A 19,884-nucleotide genomic window follows, 5' to 3' on the forward strand; every position below is an offset into this window, starting at 1 on the left:
TGACGGCAAAAGTAGTGTTTATTCATGATGGGCAGCCCGACAGGTTGCAGCAACCTTTGCACAGCTTGTCCTCTAGAATGAAACTAGAACCGATCATGCAACGGGATGTTAAGTCCTTTTTGTCATGATATGTACCCTAGAAAAGTAGGTGTTTAGCATGAAACGACCCTTCCACCCTGCGTGGAACGTATTGCGACGAATTACAGGCATTGCTGTGTGCCTTCTATGTGTAATGACCCTGCTCCCCTTATTGCAAGCCGAAGGTGCTGGAATTCAAAATGCGTCTAGATCGCTTCAACCCTTTACATCTGCCATAAGTACGGCTGAGCTTCATTCCGACACGTTGGCCCCTGAGGCAGTACAACAGTTTGCACGCAAGCAAGCCACCGTCCTCGCTACTGAACATGGAGGAAACCGTTGGGATTACGCTCAATTGGAATTTTTCCCCCTCGGGCCAGGGACGCGCAGCTGGCTTGTATACGCTAATGTTGAAGGTTCACCCGTAGGTTATATGATTATCTCAGCGAACGACCAGGGGCATTTGCAGCTTAGCGAATATGGTCAGGGAGAACAACGTCCGTATGACATTTCCTTGTTGGATCAAGCCCTGGATAGACAGCAATTGGACTTAAAGGATCTAATTACGGACGGTGGAGAGCTCCAACTGCGTTATGCTTTTCCCTTGCTGGCCTATTGGAAAGTCGAAAGACCTGATCAGGATGCAATCTACATTGACGCGACCAACGGTGATACCCTTCCAACCGGTGTTCTGAATGTACTGGATACGGACTCACAGCAGTTTACGAAACGATTGAAGTCCATAAGACCAATATCTGGACAAACTGTCGTTATGACACCCGATGATACATCTAAAGTCGCCTCAACATCTGTTGACTCCATGGACCTGCAACCGCTGTTTGATCCCGCGGACAATCTGTTATGGATCACATCCAAGGCAGTTTCAATCACCGGAATCAAAACATTAAATCAGCAATGGAAGGAACACAAAAAGATTGTTTTCTCTGCGGATCAACAAAATGTCCTATATGGCGGACCTCTGCCCGTCAGTGGTTATCAGATCTGGCGTAACGATCGTGGCACAGTTCAAAATCAGTATGTAGCTATTGGCGGTAAGACTTCGGTAAGACGATTTGTACCTCTTCAAACCTTACTGCGGGACGGGAATTTCTATGCCGTGAAACCATGAACGATTTACACAACAAATAAGACGCCTTCCTCTGGTTCTTCATAGGAATGCGTCTTTTTCTGTGGGGGGGAAGCTAGGCTACTACCTGCGTTAGTTCTTGATTTACCCTTTACCGGAGGAGCTTCGTTTCTTCATGTCCCCCTGCGTATTCATCGTTTTTTCCTTTTTCCCTACCCACAGGGATACAGCAAAAGGAATCATTCCAAACCACTTCATGGTCCACGGTTCTTTGGCTTTGGTGCGTCCTTTACGTTCATCCTTCGGTGTATCGATATAATGAACGACTCTTTGCGTGATGTATTTCACCAACTCATCACTTTTGGCCATAACCTTTGCCTCCTTTAGCTCCGGCATAGCCGGGGCTTATGTTACCTCTATTGTGTGCAGAAGCGATCATCGATAAACATTTTTTTGCTGGGAGGAGTATGAAAAACAGAAGAATGCACAGTCTAATGCCAAAGGTATCCATCCACTACTTCATGGCATAAGATGCCTATTCCAAAAAGGAGCGTGTATTCTCATGTATAAGCTGCTGGCCGCATTGATGGCATTGCTAATCAGCATCAGTTGCATTCCCGTGAACTCCCACGCCGATGCGGCGAAAGTCACACCAACCAATCTGCCTACATTGTATTCACAACGATCACCCATAAGCCCATCCATGCTGCCGGTAACCGATGGAGATGCCTATCATTCCACTCATCATGCGTTTGCAGCACCTGTAATCCTTCTGGACGTCGGTCACGGCGGCATTGATGGTGGAACAACAGACCACGGAGTACTGGAAAAAGACATCAACCTGGCCATTAGCCAAAGGGTGTATCTCCTGCTTCGCAGCAAGGGTTATGCGGTCATCATCAACCGACTTGGAGATTATGCGCTGAGTGACGAAAATCGCTGGTTAAACAGTCGCTCACGCCATCGCAAGGATTTGGCACAACGCAAAAGCCTTAGCGAAGAGGTCAGCACCGACATCGTCGTCAGTATCCATGCCAATTGGAGTCCCAGATCGTCTACACGAGGTCCGGTTGTTTTGTATCAGAATGAAGGACGCAGCTACATGCTGGCAAGCTCCATTCAGAATGAACTTAATCAATTGTATGAGACACAACGCGATGTCGTATGGGGCAAGCCCTTTTACCTGTTAAATCATGTGAAGCAACCCGCTGTAATTGTTGAAACCGGATTTCTGAGCAATGCACGCGATCGCGCGATGATTAGTGATCCTAAACAACAGAAACGGATCGCACAGTCCATCGCAAATGGCATTATTTATTATCTGTCGGCAGTTTAGGCTCGGCTTGCCAATGCCAAACATCACGAACCAGATCGCTAATGCCGACGAACTCAATCTGACCTTTGAGTCGGGAGACGGATTCATGGACTACAGCAGAGGTATTTAATCCGGTATGGCCAACATGGCCGATCACGACACACACATCCTTGTCCATGGCACGCTTGGCCGCCAGATCCATTTGTTTGCGTATATGTTGTTTGGAATTATGGTCATCCAAAAAAATGTCGTTGCCGATAGGTGGCATATTTTTGGTGATGGCCAATTCCCCAACTACGGAGCGGAAATTGGTACGACTATCCACAAAAAACAGCCCTCGCTCTCGACATACATCCAATACAATGGACATGATGCGTTTGTCAGACGTAATTTTGGAACCCATATGATTGTTCATGCCGATGGCATATGGAACCTCATCAATGGCCTTCTCCACTCGATCACGTACTTCTTCATCCGTCAGATTGGAGGTGATCGCACCTGGACCTAGCCATTCTGGTCGTCCCTTATTCGGCTCCATGGGCATGTGAACAATGACATCCATGCCTTTTTCATGCGCCGCAATCGCATCTTTCTTCGTCGTTTGCAGGAATGGCATCACGGCCAACGTCAACTTCACCGGCGTTGCCAAAATTTCAGAAGTACCTTTCATGTCATTTCCCGCATCATCAATAATGATCGCCATTCGTTTATGCTGGGTTGGTTTTGCTGGAGTTTCTGATGATGTATAACCTGAAGTTGAATTCCCAGGTACTTGCATTGAAGATTGCTCCGTTATCACTTGCTCTGGTGCCTGTCCTGAACGAAGCTGTGATTCCGCACTGCTGGCAGAAAGGCCCGTACCATAAACCATTAATATCGTACCTGTCAACACCACTGACAATTTAAATTTCCAGGTGCAGGACCACCCTTTTCGTTCGGCCTTATTCATCCATCGTTCCCTCCTTTGTTCTGTCCCATCATTATTTGAACAATGAAGGGGGAATATGTAGACAAAAAAAGCCTGTTCATTCCAATGGAGCACCTAAGGCCACAGTCTTGGACCGCTGTGAGCGATATTGGCGCGGGGCCTGACCTGTCAGTTGATGAAAGAGTCTGGAGAAATAATGAACGGAGCTAAAATGATATTTCTCTGCGATCTGTGTGATACTTAGTGACGTATGTTGCAGATCATGCTTCGCCCGTCCAATACGAAATTGATTCATATACTGAATGGGAGAGTATCCGGTAGATTTTCGAAACAACTCGAAAAAATGCCCTCGGCTCATATTGAGGTTTTTGTAATAGATCTCCAGCGGCCTGGGTGCCCCGTGAAGTAAGTCCTGCTCCATCATTTTAAGCATATGGGCTATCCGGCGATCAGCGATTACATCGTCCTTCCGCATGCAGCAGTTCAGAAAATAGTCAATAAACGTCTGAAAATTACGCTGAGTCATCAAGCTGCGCATAAAGGTTTGCTCGTTGGTGTATGACCCGCTGTTATAAAAATCCTGGAACAGATCCTGCCAAATCCGCAGCGACTCCACCTTTGAATTTTCCCTAATCGTATAAGGGAAGCCCGGGCCAACAAAGGCTTGATGCAACTCCTGCGGCGGATAACAGATCGGACAGGCTGTATCAAACACAGCTTTTCGCTCCACATAGTGCCAATCAAAATAACAGCACAGGTGTATCATAGGATTCTCCGCATCAGCCACCCATTCATGCAGCTGCCCCGCTGGAATATAGACCAAGGAACCTGGACCAAGCTTGCTGCTGTGACCATTTGTACTTAAAACCCCATATCCTTCGTTAATCAAGTAAATGGAGCTGGTATAGCAAATTCGCGGAGAACTCGTCTGTCCTTTCACAAAAGGGTATCGTGTCGCCAAATATACATAGGGATGCAAGGAAGCAAAATCCATGGGAAGTTTCCTTTCCGACTCCGTTTCTCTTGAGGTTAACCTTTCATCTTCATGACCGAAAGGTACAATTCGGCACTAGAGGTACATATCAGCAGTACCAATTGACCTGACTATCGTGCAAATCATGGACGTCTTGCTAAATACAGCAAACTGCTGTTCAGATACAGTAAAAACTGTACATCGCATGACTTTCATGAGGAGGACGACTTGTGCCAAAGAATGATATGCAAACACAGACAAAACACGAGGTAAATAAGAATAGCGGATATGAGCGGGCCCAGCTGCATCCCATTGCTTTCACGGGTCCTGCACCGGATTTCTTCGAAGGTGCACTGCTCGGCAACGGAGGATTGGGCATTGTGGTAACAACCCGACCTGACGCCGTGTTACTCCATTTTGGACACAACAATGTTTGGGATATTCGCCTCGCCGAAGAACACCGTGACGAGCTGATGACTTTCCAAGAGGTCTATAACAGATTTGCTGCTCTTCCAGCCGACTTACAACGATTGACGGATCATCCTTGGTACAAACAGTATTGTAAGCTTGCCGGGCAAAATTACAGTAAAGCTTATCCCAAGCCCATGCCCTGCGGATCTCTTTTACTGCGATATGATCGACGAAAGGCTGAAATCATTGGCCATACCATTGATATTGCCAATGGCCTTTGTACCGTTGATTTCCTTTTAGACGGCAAACCTGTCGTATTCGAGCTCTTTGTAGAAGCAGAGCGCGACCGGATCTGGATGAACGTGTACGATGGCGATACGGGCGCTTTGGCTGCCTTATTCAATGAGGTCAAGCTGATTCCTGATCCCGAAACACCGTCAGAATTCCCTCAAGCAGCAGTTATAACGGATACAGATACGAATACACAGTCATTTACGCAAATTTTACCGCATGTGGAGCATCCATCTGCGCCTTATGTAACTCAGGTAAAAGATAAGGCTTTCCGGCTCGCTGTAACCGTATCTGGATTATCCCAGATTGAAGAACAGCCCTTCCGCACGCCAATTTCAGAAGTCATTCTCTCTCCTTCCGGAATACATGAGCACGGCTTTCTGGCCTGCGCAGAGCTATGGGAAGGTCTTTATAATGAAATCGATGATGAGGCCCTTCCCCCAGATTTATCCTCCTTCATTCAAGCTAAGGAAGAATCGACTGCAAAGTGGCAAGATTATTGGAGCCGCTCCTCCGTCGCACTGGAAGATGAATTTTTGGAGCGGATCTGGTACCATAATCTGTACTTTTTCAACTGTGCAGTCAAAGAGGGCGTGACCTGTCCTGGCCTTTTTGCCAACTGGAGCTATCGAACCATCGGCGCAGACTGGCATGGGGATTACCACATGAATTACAACACCCAGCAGCCATTCTGGCTCGCATTCTCCAGCAACCATCTCGACAAACATCTTCCTTACGTGGATATGGTTGATCATGTACTTCCTGTCAGCCGAGCGTGGGCACGGGATTATTACGGACTGAGCGGAGCTTATTTCCCACACTCAGCCTATCCTGTTGAGATGTCCATGATGCCCTACCCTGTCCCGCACTGGGGATGGGAAATCTGTGAGACGCCTTGGACCGTACAAAGTCTATGGTGGCACTATCTATATTCCATGGACGAGACGTTCCTACGTGATCGTGCATTTCAACCCATGAAAGAAGCCGTGCTGTTCATGGTCGATTACATGAAACGCCCAGAAGCACAGGGGGAACGCTGGGGAGATGACAATTATCACATTTTTCCGACGGTGGTACCGGAGCTGTATGAGATTGCACCCGGTTTTGGCAAGAACAAAGATGGCCTGATTGACCTGACACTGACACGGTTTCTATTCAATGCGTTCACCCAAGCGTGCGATATTCTTGAAAGGGTAGAAACCGAGCAGAAGCTTCTGGAAAATGTAAAGGAGATTTTGTGCCATTTCCCTTCTTATCCCACAGCCAAATCCGGCAAGGGTCCAGTCTTTGTGTCGGTTGAAGGTGAGGATCCTGACGTGGTGTATAACGTCCCGATTCCGATTACGACCGTATTTCCGGGCGAAGACCACGGGCTTCATTCACCAGAGGAGGAATACCAGACCGCAGTAAACTCCTACCTTAACCACCGCAACGAAGGTGGGAATGAACTGGTATTCTATCATCTTGCCGGAGCCCGGCTTGGCGTATTGGATTTGGAACGATTTACGCGTCAAATCCAGTATTGTCTGCTGCCAAACGGAACTTGCACAGACCGGGTCCTAATGAGCGGTGGTCGCTATGCTGACACGGACAACTTCGATTTCATGTCCCGCATGGGCATCTGGTTCGAAAATTTCGCCCTGCCTGCTGTAATCAATGAATGCCTTCTTCAAAGCTATAATGGAAACCTGCGCTTCTTCCCCAACTGGCCGAACGGTCAGAGGGCAGAGTTCCACACCCTCCGTGCCGTGGGTGGATTCCTCGTCAGTGCGGCTTTCGTGGATGGAGAAACCGATTGGATTGAAATTGAGAGCAAAGCAGGCAGCTCCCTTTCCTTCTATATCCCTTGGACAGAAGGGGCAATGTGCACTCTTTCATCCGGCGAGCAATATATGTTGTCTGGTCCAATTGGCAAGATCACAACAGTAACAGGAGATATTATCACTATTGTTAAAGCGAAGGTGTAGTGCATCGTGTGGAATGCGGTCAACAAGAAGAAGCGCCCCGGATCATCCCAGGACGCTTCTTTTTTCCAAAATTACTCTTCAATTATTTAGAATTCCACAGCTCCATACGCTGAGCATATTTCTCGTTAATAATATCTTCCACTTTCTCATCGCCGGCCTTTTTCATATCCTCCAGCATCTTGTCAAATACTGAATTGGCTTCAGCTTCACTTGGGGCAATAATGGCTCTTGTAATGCTCTGATCCATAATATCCTTCACCTTCTGGGCCGTCAGTGCTTGAGGTGTTCCCCCATCCGGATTCAGGTTATCATACTGTGCTGTATCCCATACGGAATCGCCGAGACTCTTGAGGGCCAGTTCATCCACTTCACTACGCTGGAATTTAACCGCCATGTCATACGGCTGTCCATTCGGATCCAGACCATTTTTGATAAACCATAACCATTTACGAACACCGCTTTTCTTCACCGTGTCATCCCAGTTATCCTTGAAGCTTTGCAGGAATGCAGGGTCTGGTTGTCGCTTACCATCCACCATCGTATATTGCTCGCCTTCCTTACCCCACAGCAGCAAATGCTGTCCTTCATCACTCGCCAGATAATTAAACAGCTTTATGGTTTCTTCCGGGTGTTTGTTGTTTTTGGTAATAGCAATGGCATCCCATCCAAGCGAGCTTCTTGGACCAAATGTCGTTTGAGCCGGATCTACGCCCGGAGCAACAACCTTGTATGCAAACAACTGATTCTTTTCCCCGCCGTCCTTCTTCAGGGCCGCATTACCGTTACCTGGGTCCCAATAAGCACCTGGTGTAGCGAACACCGCACCAGTCGTCAGCTTTTGAATCCAGGTCTGCGTTTTGCTAATAGCAAATTCCTTCTCAATCAGACCTTCTCTATATAAGCGATTGATATATAACAGCATCTCACGATATTTGGGGTCCTTGACATCATATTGCAGACGTCCGTTGTTATCATAATACGTTTTTAAGCCCCACATGCCTTTGAAAGTTCCGAGATTCGCACCCATGTTCTCACCGTTCATGGTCATGGGGATGGACTCTTTGCCATCAATCGTTTTGTATTTTTCTTTAAAATTTTTCAGGAGAGCTTCAAACTCATCCGTTGTGAGTGGCTTTGAACCATCTGCCTGGTCTGGAAGAAACTCTTCCAGCAGGTTTTGTCTCATCAGCATACCGAAGACCGGATCACTGTCGAGTCCATACCAGTTTGCCAGATAGTAGTTCTTGCCGTCTGTATAACGTGTTTTGGTCAAGGTTTCGCCATACATTTCTTTCAGATCAGAACCGTACTTTTCAATTAACTCATCCAGTGGAATGAATGCGCCGCTTGAAATGTACTTATCGAGGGAAGCATCTCCCCGGCTCATGACCACCACATCCGGATAGTCACCACTGGCGAGCATCAGGCTCAGTTTTTCCGTTGGATTACCCGTTGGTTGTTGGATGGAAATCTCTATGCCTGTCTTTTTGGTAATTTCCTGGGCAACCGCATCGGTAAAAGGTTCTCCTTTGGTATTGCCGTCAAACCAGGTTAGCGTAATCGGCCCTTGATCACCATCTTTACCCGCTGTATTGTTCTCTCCGTCATTGGAGGAGCAGCCCGCCAGCAAACCAACGACTAATGCAGCTGTAATTCCCATAGTCATCCATTTTTTTGTCTTTGTCATTGACACCCTAATTCCTCCCAATGAATAAATTCCTGTAGTGCTAGATTGAGCATTTCCAAAACGATCTCTGCCCACCCCCTTTCAGAGAGAGGCCACCGGACAAACCTTCCCTGCAACCGGATTATGGAATAGATTAACTCTTCACCGCTCCCAAAGTCATGCCTTTAACAAAGTATTTTTGCAGGAACGGGTACACCATAACGATTGGTAAGGTGGCTACCATGGTAGCAGCCATTCGAATGGTATCGCTGGAAACCGCATTTCGTTTAGCCGAGTTGGCCAGCATTTGCGTTTGTGAGATCATGCCACCGGTCTGAAATTGATTCAATATTTTGACGAGCACGGCTTGCAGGGTCTTCAGATCCGAGCTGTAGGTAAACGCATAGGAATCAAACCAGGCATTCCAATGTCCAATGGCTTGAAAAAGGCCCACCGTTGCAAGTACAGGTGTTGTCAGCGGCATCACAATTCGGAAGAAAATGGTCAGATCGTTAGCGCCATCCACCCTCGCCGATTCTTCAATCTCATGGGGCAGCTGCTCCATAAAGGTACGGACAATAATCATATAGAAGACATTCATCAAACTTGGCAAAATAAATACCGAGAATGTATCTATCATATTCAGTGCCTTAAGCACCATGTAGAACGGAATGAGTCCACCACTGAAATACATGGTAAAGATAAAGTACAGGTTCCAGCCTTTACGACCAATCAGATTTCGCCGACTTAGCGGATATGCAAGCATCGTAATGACGAGAACCGACAGTGGTGCGCCAATCAGCGTTCGTTTGACGGTTACCCACAGCCCGTTTAAGATCTCACTATCTTTTAAAATCTGCTGATAGCTGTCCAAAGTTAAATCCCTGGGCCACAGGTATACACCGCCCCGTACCGTATCCTCCGCGCTGTTCAATGAAAGAACGAGTATATTCCAAAACGGAAGAAATGTAACCAGTAATACGAGAATAAGAATGAAATACACAATGATTTTGAAAATACGATCCCCGAATCTGTTCAGTATCATCACAAGCGCTCCCCTCTGTCTCTTTTATAGTTAGAACAACGCCTGATCGTTCACTTTTCTGGAAATCCGGTTCACGATGAGGACAAGAATAAAGGCAACAACGGATTTGAACATTCCCACAGCAGCCCCGTAAGAGAACATGCTGTTCTGTAGTCCGTATTTGTAGGCATAAATATCAATAACTTCGGAGTATTCAAGCACCGTATTATTTTGCAGCAGGTATTGCTGTTCAAATCCCGCATTCAAAATGCCTCCGACCGCGAGAATGGCCAATATGACAATGGTAGGGCGCATGGAAGGCAGCGTAATATACCACATTTGCTTAAATCGACTCGCTCCGTCCACCCTTGCCGCTTCGTAGAGCTCCGGATTAATGGAAGCAATTGCGGCGAGATACATAATGGCGCTAAAACCCATCTCTTTCCACATGTTCGACAGTGCAATAATCCACCAGAATAGAGGCCCGTTCTGCAAAAATGCGACCGGTTCTTTGACAACGCCCAGCAGAACCAGAATATTGTTAAGCATTCCATCTGAAGCCAGCAGCGTAATTACAATGTTGGCTGCAATAACCCATGAGATAAAATGCGGCAGATAAGAAACCGTCTGTACAAAGCGCTTGAAAAATCCCTGTCTCGCTTCATTCAGCACAAGCGCGAGAATGATCGGCGCAGGAAATCCGAAGAACAGGGTCAGCAAGCTTGTTGCAAGCGTGTTACGCATAACCCGATAGAAGTCTCCTGTTGTAAAGAAATACTCAAACCACTGGAAACCTACAAATTCGGCATGGAAGAACTGATGAAAAAACGATCCTCCACCCGGCTGATAATTCGTAAACGCCATATACAGTCCAAACATCGGACCATAGGAAAATAGCAATGTCGCAATGAAGGCAGGAAGCATAAGCACGAATAACCATTTTTGCTCTTTTAGCCTGCTTATCAGATTATTGCTCCTGACTGTTTTGATAGCGCTTACCTTATGCATTAAACACCCTCCCTTTTTCTATACAGCAGTATGGCCGGCCATATCTTGATTCAACTTCTCTCCTATTTATCATAAATTTGACGCAGATCGCTTGCCATAGTCGAATTCTCCGAAAGATACCGCTTTTTAAAGATGTTTTGGTGCAAAGAGAGGATTGGATTTCCATAATCACTCTGCTATGATGAACTGTGCAACGAATAATCAGTCAAGAGAGGGCTTCCCGATGCACCAATTCTATCGAAAATACATATACATGCCTTTTGTTAACCTGAGCTTTCGTTCCAAATTATTTATGGTATTTGTACTAGTCACCATCATTCCGATGATGCTATTGGTTTATTTTTCGTATGAACTTACCAAAACGAAACTTACCGAGCAGATCTACATCAACATGACGAACTCAACCGCTCAGATCACTAAAAATCTGGAGAATAAACTGGACAGCTACGAACATATTTCGGCTTCCATTTATTTGGATAACCGCCTTGCCAATTACCTTACGAACGAATATCAGGATGATCCATCCTATTTGGATGTCTATAATTACATTGGCAATCGAATTGACACCGTGATGGCTGCCTACCCTGATTTTGATAGCGCATTCATTTATTCAGACAATCTATCGCTGCCCAAAGACAATTATTATATCAGACCAATTACACCCGAAGTTGAAAACACGGAACTGTTCCACAAGTTAAAACAATCCTACGGGAACATTATTCATCTCTCATCGCCACAGACAGAGAATGGTCCTGCCATGTTTACGCTCGCCCGGCTACTGAACAACAATAGTAATCAGTACCCCTACGGGATGCTGGTCTTTCAAATTTCCGAGTCTGTCATCTATTCTCTCATGGAAAAAGAAGCAGGCGGCAAAGACATCTTTATCATAAACGACAAGGGCATTATTCTGTCTTCAGCGGACAAGCAGTTGATCAACACAAGCCTGCCCAAGCTACTTCATCAGAATTTTGATGAGACGCCTTCAGGCAGATTTGATACAACGTACCAAGGGGTGAAGGCTCTAGCGGTGTATAACACGCTCAAAAATGGCTGGAAAACGGTGTCCATCTTTCCTTATGACAGTATCATCAAGGATGCCAAATCTCTCTCTCAGCTTATTATCAAGATTTCACTGGGCTTCATTGGCGTGGCCTTGCTGCTCATCTATATTACCGCCTCGCTGTTCAGCAAACGCATCAGGACGTTAATTCGGATGATTCGGCGCATTGAACGGGGGGATTTCAACCCTACCCATGAGGAACAAATGGGCAGTGATGAGATCGGACAGCTTCACTTTGCATTCGAACAGATGACAACACGGTTGAAAAGTCTGGTTACAGAGGTCTACCAGAAGGAGCTACAGAGCAAGGAAGCCGAGCTTGACCTGCTACAAGCTCAGATCAATCCTCATTTTCTGTATAATACACTCGGCTCGATCTCCTCTCTGGCCGTAAAGCATCAGGACCCTCAGATTCAGGATATGGTTCTTCATCTGGCCAAGTTCTATCGGATATCCCTGAATAAAGGAAAGAGCATCCTGACCATCAATGAGGAATTGAAGCTGACGCAGAGCTATAATGCCATTCAGCTTATTCGGTTTAAGGGCAAGCTGAATATCATCTACACGATAGATCAATCGATCCTGCCCTACTCAACAGTGAAGCTTGCGTTACAGCCTTTTGTAGAGAATGCGGTGATTCATGCACTTTGGAATCAGGATCGGCCCCTGAATATCCATATCAAGGGTGTCATTGAGAATAATAGTATCGTCTTATCTGTCATAGACGACGGAATGGGCATGCGGCGTGAGACGCTTCAGTCTTTGTTTGAAGAGAAAGAAGGAAGAGGCTATGGCATTTCGAATGTGGATCGGCGGATTAAGCTGAAATTCGGTGAATACTACGGTGTTAAAGTGTATAGCAAACTAGGTATCGGAACCACGGTCCAGATCCGTCTGCCCCAAAAAGAGATTCAATAAAAAGGAGTGCAATGCTGCCACGATTGGCTTGCAAAGCACTCCTTTTAAACCATGCTATAGAGTCATTACACCTGCTCACGGATACGATACACCAAGCTGTCGAAATCGCCGCGTAGGGGCAGTTCTACTCCGATGTTCATCAGCGCACGCCCACTGACCGATAACCCCAGCTCATCAATGTAATAGCTCTTGTCAGCCTGAAGCCCTGCCAAACGCAGTCTTGGTAACGGTTCACCCAGCTTCTGCGAGTGAAGAAAAGCGAACAGCACATGATCACTTCCTTCCGTATTGCTGTACTGGACAGCCGTAACCCCTTTATGACGAAGCGCAGTCAGACGGAACTGTCTGCCGAACTGGACCAGGTGGCGAATGGCTTTGTACTGACCGATGAATTCCCCGGACTGCTCAATCCATTCATCACTCCACTCGTTCAGATTGGAGCCAATACCAAGCGTGCCCATCATTGCACTGTGGAATCGATATTTCAGGGAGACGTTTCGTCCATTCATTCCTGTAGGCGACTCGGTCACCCAACAGGTCATCATACGTGGTGCATACGTATACGAGAAGCCTTCCTGAATGCTCAGACGGTCGAACGCATCCGTATTGTCACTCGGCCAGGACTGGTCGGCATAACGGAAGATGCCCAGATCAATCCGCGAGCCCCCTCCTGCGCAAGTCTCAAACTCCACATTCGGGAACTTGGCTCGCAGCTGTGACCAGATATCATACAGGCTCTGGACATGCCTTACCCAAACTTCTTTCTGGCGGTTAATGGGGTGATCCTTCATACCCGGCTCCGTGATGGTCCGGTTCATGTCCCATTTAATGAACTTAATCTCATGATTGCCCAGCAGTTCGGTCATAAAATCAATAATGTATTGCTTGACCTCCGGCTTGGAAATGTTCAGCAGCAGTTGATTGCGAAGCTCCGTGCGTCCCCGGGTCTCAAAATGATATACCCAGTCTGGATGCGCTCTGTAGAGATCACTATCCGGGTTGACCGACTCCGGCTCCACCCATATGCCAAATTCCATCCCGAGTCCGTGAACCCGGTCAATCAGCTCCACAAGACCGTTCGGGAACTTCTCCTTGTTCACGTTCCAGTCGCCTAACCCCGCACGGTCGGAATGCCGCTGCCCGAACCAGCCGTCATCCACGACAAACAGCTCCACACCCATCTTGGCTGCCCGCTCGGCAAGCGCCATTTGGTCCTGAGCATTCACATCGAAGTAGGTAGCTTCCCAGGAGTTGTAAAGCACTTTCCCGATTTCACTGCGCGGCAGTATGTAATCATATTGGTACTGATGCAAGCGGTGGCTCATGCCGCCAAAGCCTTCAGGGCTAAATCCGCCAACAAAGACAGGCGTCTCGAACGTTTCCCCTGCACCCAGCAGCCATTCATTGTCAAAATCATTGATACCGCCCGTTACCCGGACATGGGTGAACGGCGTTTTCTCGGCGACAATCTTCCAGTTCCCGCTCCAGGCGAGAGCGCCAAACCATACCCCGCCGCCGCTTTCTGTCGAAAGACCGTCATCAATGGCAAACCAGGGGTTGGCATGACCGTCGGTGAAACCTCTCCGTGATTCAAGCACCTTTTTCCCCTCAGTCAAAACGGTATTGCGCAGTTGGAATTCACCCGACCATTTACCCGTAACATGCGTCAGGCGATAATCCTGGAGATAGGGCAGGGTCCAGGCTGCGGATTGCATGCTTTCCAGCACGATAGCTTCCTGTCCCGTATTTACGATATTCGTATAACGCTCCACCAGGTCGAATTCCGGGATGACCCGATATACCAGCTGCGTTTCAAGTGCATACACCTGATCCTTTAGTGTGACAATCAGCGTCTGTCTGCCATCCTGCTCAATGATCTCGTGACGGTCATACCTTACTTGAAGATCGCGGACACCATCAGGCATACGCAGTTTCAGAGATGGCTCTGTGTAAGATGCGCCTCCCCAGAAGCTATACTCTTCTACCTCTCCTTCGACTTCTGCATCAAAAGAGCTATGGGATTGTAGATGGAGCAACGGAGCGCTGTCTTCAATTTCCACCGGGACTCCCCAATATAGATGCTGGAGATGTTCTCTTTCATTAATTCCAAAAATATAGGACGAGTTCTTCATCTGTATTGCAAATATGCGTTGTTGTTCATTATATTGAATCGTCAAGTTTATCATCCTTTCGAGTTCCTGTTACCCTTGTGCTGTGTATTGTGAACATACATATTATTGTAGGAAGCAGGAGTTATATTAGCCATATCGCAATCTTACAATCCATAGGGGAAATCATCTGTCATTTCAAAGTGATGAAAATAAGGCTGCGATGTCCACTCGCAGCCTCATAGCTTACTTCAAAATCAGGTTGTAGATGACCTGAGCGGCTTCTGCACGGGAAGCAATCCCTTGAGGTACAAACTGTCCCTGTCTTTGTCCTTGAACCAGACCCAATCGGGCTGCATCTTGTACCGAAGCAGTTGCCCATGAAGAAACCTGATCCATATCGGTAAACAAGATGTCTGTAGAACCAGCAGGCATTTTTCCAACATACAGTTCATTTGCCTTCACCAGCATCACCGTGATTTCCTCACGGGTAATCTGTGCGTCCGGCTCGAACCTGACATCACTTCTACCGTTTACAATACCGGCTTGGGTCGCGATCGAGATGGGTTCCTCGTACCAAGCATCTGTCGCCACATCTGTAAAGAGCACTTCCCCTGCTATGGTCAGTCCCAGGGAATGAACGAGCATAGCGGTGAATTCAGCGCGGGTGATTGCACGTCCGGGCTCAAATTGATCCTCATTTGTGCCATCAACAAACAGTTTAGCCGCTAATTCCTTGATGACAGAGCTGGCCCAATGATTGGCCGGAACATCAGCAAACGTCCGATTCAGTTCCAGAACAGCATACTTGCTGAAGTGGCTCACTTTAGTTGTTAATACGCCATTCGTATAATCCGATTTTAGAAATTCAAGTTTTCCATTTTCGTTGATATAATAAATTCCTCCCTGCGTAGGCTCGAAGCCTTCAGCAACTGCCAGACTCAGCGTAATTGGATGATCAAACGCAGAGAGTGTTTCGGTTGTACCTGATTTTGTTGTTGCTGAAAGGCTGAATTCATAGATTTCTCCCTTAAGGGAAACGGTTGCCCGGGAAGATGCATCCACTTCAGCTATGACCTCCTTGGCCTTGCTGCCAAGCGGAATCATTTTCAGGGAAAGCGTACTATCTTCCTGTTGCCCCGCTGGTAGTTTGCTCAGTAGCTGCTGGAACAAACTCGCAGGGATTTGCAGAGTTAGCTTGCCTGATTTCACTTCCAATGTATGGTTGCCGAGCTGACGTAAGACAGCCGATGACAGTTGCAGCTCCTGAGTACCCGCTTGGATGTCCACAACGGCTCTCCCTGCCCCACTGTCCACTTTCAGCATATCGGCTGTAATGACGAGTTTTACTGTATCGTTCTCCGGAGTCGCGCTGTTGCCGGAGTTCCCGCTAGTATTATTGGTATTGCCATTGTTGCCAGGGTTGCTTGGATTATCTGGATTACCTGGGTTGCCTGGATTTCCCGGATTTTCCGGGGTGACTGGTTTTTCGGTCAATTTAACCAACTTCGATTCATCCGGTGCCAGCGAGATGGACCATGAACCCGTGGCTGACGAAGATTCACCTGTCCACAAGTCTTTTAACGTGTAGGATTTGGAATCATTCAACCCAGCACGACCCAACTGAATCGTTTTGTTCGTTGAAATATTGCCGCTGTAATTAAATACGGCAAGGTAATAATCATTGCCGTCCTTCAGAACAAACGTATCTGCTGCGTTTGCATTCGTATTCCCTTCAAGCGGCTTGAATACTTTTCCTTTCAGCGCCACCTGAAGAACATCCGTGTTATTGTACAATGCCGTCATGTATTCCTGTGCCTTGGGATCGTTCACATCATCGGAATCCAGCATCACCGTACCGGCAATCACACCGGAATTTACCCGGCTGCGGGCTTCCTCCAGACTTGATGCACTGCTTAATGCCAGATGATCAGGGTCTGTATAGGAATAGATCGTGCCATTTTGCCAGAAACCATATGTCAATGAATTAAGCATGTACTCCGTCTCATTGATTTTGCCATAGGTGTCACAGGAGATCCGTCTGCTGTGCGCGTATTGACTTGGAAAGATCGGTGCAATGGACGCACTAATGAACATTTTTCCGTCCAATCGCTCTTCGACGTAACGCATTCCTTCATTGTATGCCTGGATTCCTGTCATCACGTTAGTGTCATAGTGTTGGCCTTCCAGTGAGCCATGCGTCAGGAAATCCAGTTTGATGAATGTGAATCCAAGTGTTTTAAACTTATCCAGAAAATAATTCATGCGCATTTGACTCCCCGGATGTGTCACATCCAGTGCATATGCCCCATCCAGCGTAGGCAGAGGTTTCCCCTTAGCATCCTTGAGTACAATATCACCATACGTATATTTCCCGTTGGTACCATCTACCGTTTGGCTCATATCGTTGCCCCAGTACACAAATGGTCCCCAGTAGATGCCCGCATGCTGACCATTGTCCTTAATTACAGATACGGCTTGGGCAAGCTCTGCATCACTCAGATTATCCCAGTAGGAATCCATATTAATGAATACATTGCCGTTATTGTTGAACTTCTTCAGGCTGTTCTTAAAATAATTGGACACATCTACTACATTCTGATACGAAAGGCTGCTGTCATAAGCGCCCCAACTATTCCATCCAACCGGAACACCTTGCGGCAATTCCGGATTCAAGGCCAGAGGAGGCGTGATGATCGCATTCGCTTTACCGTATTCTTCAAGTCCTGTACGATAATCACTGAAAGCACCTACCATAATCAGTGGTGAAGACAGTTCAGTACCGCTCAGGCTGCCATGGGACTGGGTATCGCGGGTAACATCACTCGCTGCACCACCATACACAGCGAATTCATTCAGACGATTAGCAGAACCTTTCCAATCAATACCCGTCTTCCATGTGTCATGGGTTACTGAACCGATCACCAGACCATTACGAGTCGAGTTATTGAATACCGTTGTCATTTCGTAACTAGTATCCGCCCGGTTCATCGTTTGAGATTTGTAGCGAATCCAGGCATCATTGTCAAAAGGCACTGTCAGTACTCGATTATCCGAGCTAACGCCGATATCTACACCGCCCGTATTTTTCACCGTAATTGGTGACATATAATTGCTCTGGATCTCCGAATCACTGAGGGCATCCAGACGGTTGAGGAAATACGATTTATCTTCATAAAACCGGTAGACCTGCTTCAGGGTTGGTTTGCCAGTGGAAGTATGAACAAAAGTCAGCTCAACGCCTTTGCCGAATCCATCCTCAATCTCCAGTGGTGCTCCACCGCTCGCATGACTCTCATACCCTTTGGTTTCCACAAGGCTCTCACCAAGTTTAATGCTACTAAAGATGCCCCGCATCTTCTGCCCATCTGCCCAGCTATAGCCGACTAATCCAGTCTGGGTATTATAAGACACTTCATATTTTCCGTTCGATACCAAGAGGCCATACGTATAATCGGTTACCGTGATATCCCCGTAACGTTCCGAGTCACCCGGTGTTCCCAGATCGTCATCTCCTTCACCCGGATTTTCAGGTTCTGTCTCTATCGCAGGCTCTACGATAATCCGGTCCAAATCGGGAGAATAGCCATTGTTGTCTGAAAAAGTAATCGTATTCTCACCTTCAGTTAACGGGAGTGTAAGGTCATAGGTACCTACCGTATCCCAATCCGTTGTTTTGGGCAGGTCATGGTATTGCTCTTCTCCACTATTTGCGTGGACATAAAAGCTCCGAGGATCACCGGAAAAATAAGCTACATTAACGCGGTAATCCCCTGTCATCGGGGCTATAATCTTATTGAACGTCAAGGAGCTCCCGCCATTCAAATAGCCAACCTTTTTGCCACCTGAAGCATTGGAACTGTCCATTACACGCGCTTCACCAGTCAGCGTATTGTCCGAATCTTCGGCTTCATAGCTGATCGTATACGGGATTACTTCAATTCGGTCAAAATCGGGGGAGTACCAATCATGATCCGAAAATGTGATGGTATTAACACCCTTATGAAGGGAAGCTTCCACATCATACATGCCTACTGTATTCCAGCTTGCCGTTTTGGGCAGATCAATCATCTCATCCGTGTCATTGTTCACCTGCATATAGACTGGTCGCTGGTCACCGGAAATATAAGATATTCGGATCAAATATGTACCATCTGCCGGTACAGTGACATTCGTAAATTGCAGTGAACTGTTTTTGTTCAAATCGGTTACTTTCTTTCCACCTGAACTAACGCTGCTGTCTACCACCTTGGCATTGCCTTTCAAAATATTGTCAGCTGCTTCTGCCTCAATGATTGCACCATGCAGATTTTTCTTCCAGTCGTCTCCGCCTCCTTCTCCCGGTTGACCACTGTCCAAACCGCGAATCACAATCTTGTCGATGTCGGGAGAATACCAGTTGTTGTCATCGATCAGAATGGTATTGGTACCCGCGTTCAACGGAAGGGTCACATCAACCATTCCCACCGTATCCCAATCGACTGTCTTGGGCGGTTCTTCAAATTGCTTCTCCCCGCCGTTCGCGCTAATATTGAATGGCCGCGAATCACCTGAAATGTAATAAACGGAGATCTTATAATTTCCTGCCTCACTTACAGTAACATTGTTAAATTGCAAGGAACTGCCTTGGTACATGCCTCCGACCTTCTTGCCGCCCGAAGCCGTCGGGCTATCAGTGATTGTCGCATTGCCGAGCAAAATATTCCCCTCGGCCTCAGCTTCATAGGTATTCGTATCATCGGCGTGAGCCGTTCGAGCGAACTTGCCCCCGCTAACTACCAAGCAAATAATGATAAAGAATACAAATCCTTTTTTCATAATTTGTCCCAACATAACATGCCTCCATTTTCTTTTGGTTGAGTTAGGTCTCCATATGCCTATTCCTGTAGTGGTTCACAGCTATCATCTGTAATCGCTTTCATAAAGAGCTGCCAAATCCCCTCTCTCCCCCTTCCTTTCCTATATGCCTAATTGTAAAAAGGAGGAGGGGGATGTTCCATACCACAATGTTACTATTCATACAGGAAAGCCTCTTTCATTTGCCATA

12 protein-coding genes are annotated in these 19,884 nt (G+C 47.0%); 4 read left to right on the top strand and 8 right to left on the bottom strand.

The window, feature by feature from the left end; translation table 11 throughout:
- Nucleotides 1-157 precede the first annotated feature (157 nt).
- Entirely contained in the window at nucleotides 158-1,207 is a 1,050-nt protein-coding gene (locus QP794_RS00380; RefSeq protein ID WP_285074453.1) for a hypothetical protein, read from the top strand.
- Between the two features lie 102 nt (nucleotides 1,208-1,309).
- Here the strand turns inward: QP794_RS00380 and QP794_RS00385 are convergent, their stop codons facing one another.
- Nucleotides 1,310-1,534: a YqzE family protein gene (locus QP794_RS00385; protein ID WP_079347185.1), complete on the bottom strand. Its 225-nt coding sequence runs from the start codon at nucleotides 1,532-1,534 to the stop codon at nucleotides 1,310-1,312.
- A gap of 193 nt (nucleotides 1,535-1,727) precedes the next feature.
- Between QP794_RS00385 and QP794_RS00390 the strand changes: the two genes are divergently transcribed.
- Nucleotides 1,728-2,501, top strand: coding sequence for an N-acetylmuramoyl-L-alanine amidase family protein (locus tag QP794_RS00390; RefSeq protein WP_285074455.1), 774 nt, complete (start codon nucleotides 1,728-1,730; stop codon nucleotides 2,499-2,501).
- Here QP794_RS00390 and QP794_RS00395 read toward each other — a convergent pair.
- Nucleotides 2,476-3,429 (bottom strand): divergent polysaccharide deacetylase family protein, encoded by a 954-nt coding sequence (locus QP794_RS00395; RefSeq protein WP_285074457.1) that lies wholly within the window; start codon nucleotides 3,427-3,429, stop codon nucleotides 2,476-2,478. The genes QP794_RS00390 and QP794_RS00395 overlap by 26 nt on opposite strands.
- A gap of 76 nt (nucleotides 3,430-3,505) precedes the next feature.
- Nucleotides 3,506-4,402: an AraC family transcriptional regulator gene (locus QP794_RS00400; RefSeq protein ID WP_285074459.1), complete on the bottom strand. Its 897-nt coding sequence runs from the start codon at nucleotides 4,400-4,402 to the stop codon at nucleotides 3,506-3,508.
- A gap of 209 nt (nucleotides 4,403-4,611) precedes the next feature.
- Between QP794_RS00400 and QP794_RS00405 the strand changes: the two genes are divergently transcribed.
- On the top strand, nucleotides 4,612-7,050 hold the full coding sequence (locus QP794_RS00405; protein ID WP_285074461.1) for a glycosyl hydrolase family 95 catalytic domain-containing protein: 2,439 nt from the start codon (nucleotides 4,612-4,614) through the stop codon (nucleotides 7,048-7,050).
- An 82-nt stretch (nucleotides 7,051-7,132) separates the two neighbouring features.
- Here the strand turns inward: QP794_RS00405 and QP794_RS00410 are convergent, their stop codons facing one another.
- The 3 genes from QP794_RS00410 to QP794_RS00420 form a co-directional block, all read right to left on the bottom strand.
- Complete coding sequence (locus tag QP794_RS00410; protein ID WP_285074463.1) at nucleotides 7,133-8,737, bottom strand: extracellular solute-binding protein; 1,605 nt, start codon at nucleotides 8,735-8,737, stop codon at nucleotides 7,133-7,135.
- Between the two features lie 133 nt (nucleotides 8,738-8,870).
- A complete protein-coding gene (locus tag QP794_RS00415) occupies nucleotides 8,871-9,761 on the bottom strand; it encodes a carbohydrate ABC transporter permease (RefSeq protein ID WP_029880772.1) in 891 nt (296 codons plus the stop codon).
- A gap of 30 nt (nucleotides 9,762-9,791) precedes the next feature.
- Nucleotides 9,792-10,748 carry an ABC transporter permease gene (locus tag QP794_RS00420; protein ID WP_285074470.1) on the bottom strand — a complete coding sequence of 319 codons (957 nt, stop codon included), beginning with the start codon at nucleotides 10,746-10,748 and terminating at the stop codon, nucleotides 9,792-9,794.
- A gap of 178 nt (nucleotides 10,749-10,926) precedes the next feature.
- On the opposite strand from QP794_RS00420, the gene QP794_RS00425 reads away from it, so the two are divergent.
- Entirely contained in the window at nucleotides 10,927-12,729 is a 1,803-nt protein-coding gene (locus tag QP794_RS00425; RefSeq protein WP_285074471.1) for a cache domain-containing sensor histidine kinase, read from the top strand.
- A gap of 65 nt (nucleotides 12,730-12,794) precedes the next feature.
- Here QP794_RS00425 and QP794_RS00430 read toward each other — a convergent pair whose 3' ends face one another.
- Together QP794_RS00430 and QP794_RS00435 are read right to left on the bottom strand one after the other, a co-directional pair.
- Complete coding sequence (locus QP794_RS00430; protein ID WP_285074472.1) at nucleotides 12,795-14,915, bottom strand: alpha-galactosidase; 2,121 nt, start codon at nucleotides 14,913-14,915, stop codon at nucleotides 12,795-12,797.
- Nucleotides 14,916-15,083: 168 nt separating this feature from the next.
- The gene (locus QP794_RS00435) at nucleotides 15,084-19,670 is read right to left on the bottom strand and encodes an S-layer homology domain-containing protein (RefSeq protein WP_285074473.1); all 4,587 of its coding nucleotides are present in this window, start codon (nucleotides 19,668-19,670) and stop codon (nucleotides 15,084-15,086) included.
- Nucleotides 19,671-19,884: the final 214 nt, after the last annotated feature.

It is taken from the genome of Paenibacillus sp. UMB7766-LJ446, assembly GCF_030226665.1.
Taxonomy (GTDB): Bacteria; Bacillota; Bacilli; order Paenibacillales; family Paenibacillaceae; genus Paenibacillus; species Paenibacillus vandeheii.

What these genes read in the sequence shown, in the direction of transcription:
- QP794_RS00385 (WP_079347185.1), bottom strand. Translation starts at nt 1,534, where the DNA reads ATGGCCAAAAGTGATGAGTTGGTGAAATACATCACGCAAAGAGTCGTT.
- QP794_RS00430 (WP_285074472.1), bottom strand. Translation starts at nt 14,915, where the DNA reads ATGATAAACTTGACGATTCAATATAATGAACAACAACGCATATTTGCA.
- QP794_RS00415 (WP_029880772.1), bottom strand. Translation starts at nt 9,761, where the DNA reads ATGATACTGAACAGATTCGGGGATCGTATTTTCAAAATCATTGTGTAT.
- QP794_RS00400 (WP_285074459.1), bottom strand. Translation starts at nt 4,402, where the DNA reads ATGGATTTTGCTTCCTTGCATCCCTATGTATATTTGGCGACACGATAC.
- QP794_RS00395 (WP_285074457.1), bottom strand. Translation starts at nt 3,429, where the DNA reads ATGAATAAGGCCGAACGAAAAGGGTGGTCCTGCACCTGGAAATTTAAA.
- QP794_RS00390 (WP_285074455.1), top strand. Translation starts at nt 1,728, where the DNA reads ATGTATAAGCTGCTGGCCGCATTGATGGCATTGCTAATCAGCATCAGT.
- QP794_RS00420 (WP_285074470.1), bottom strand. Translation starts at nt 10,748, where the DNA reads ATGCATAAGGTAAGCGCTATCAAAACAGTCAGGAGCAATAATCTGATA.
- QP794_RS00380 (WP_285074453.1), top strand. Translation starts at nt 158, where the DNA reads ATGAAACGACCCTTCCACCCTGCGTGGAACGTATTGCGACGAATTACA.
- QP794_RS00435 (WP_285074473.1), bottom strand. Translation starts at nt 19,670, where the DNA reads ATGTTGGGACAAATTATGAAAAAAGGATTTGTATTCTTTATCATTATT.
- QP794_RS00425 (WP_285074471.1), top strand. Translation starts at nt 10,927, where the DNA reads ATGATGAACTGTGCAACGAATAATCAGTCAAGAGAGGGCTTCCCGATG.
- QP794_RS00410 (WP_285074463.1), bottom strand. Translation starts at nt 8,737, where the DNA reads ATGACAAAGACAAAAAAATGGATGACTATGGGAATTACAGCTGCATTA.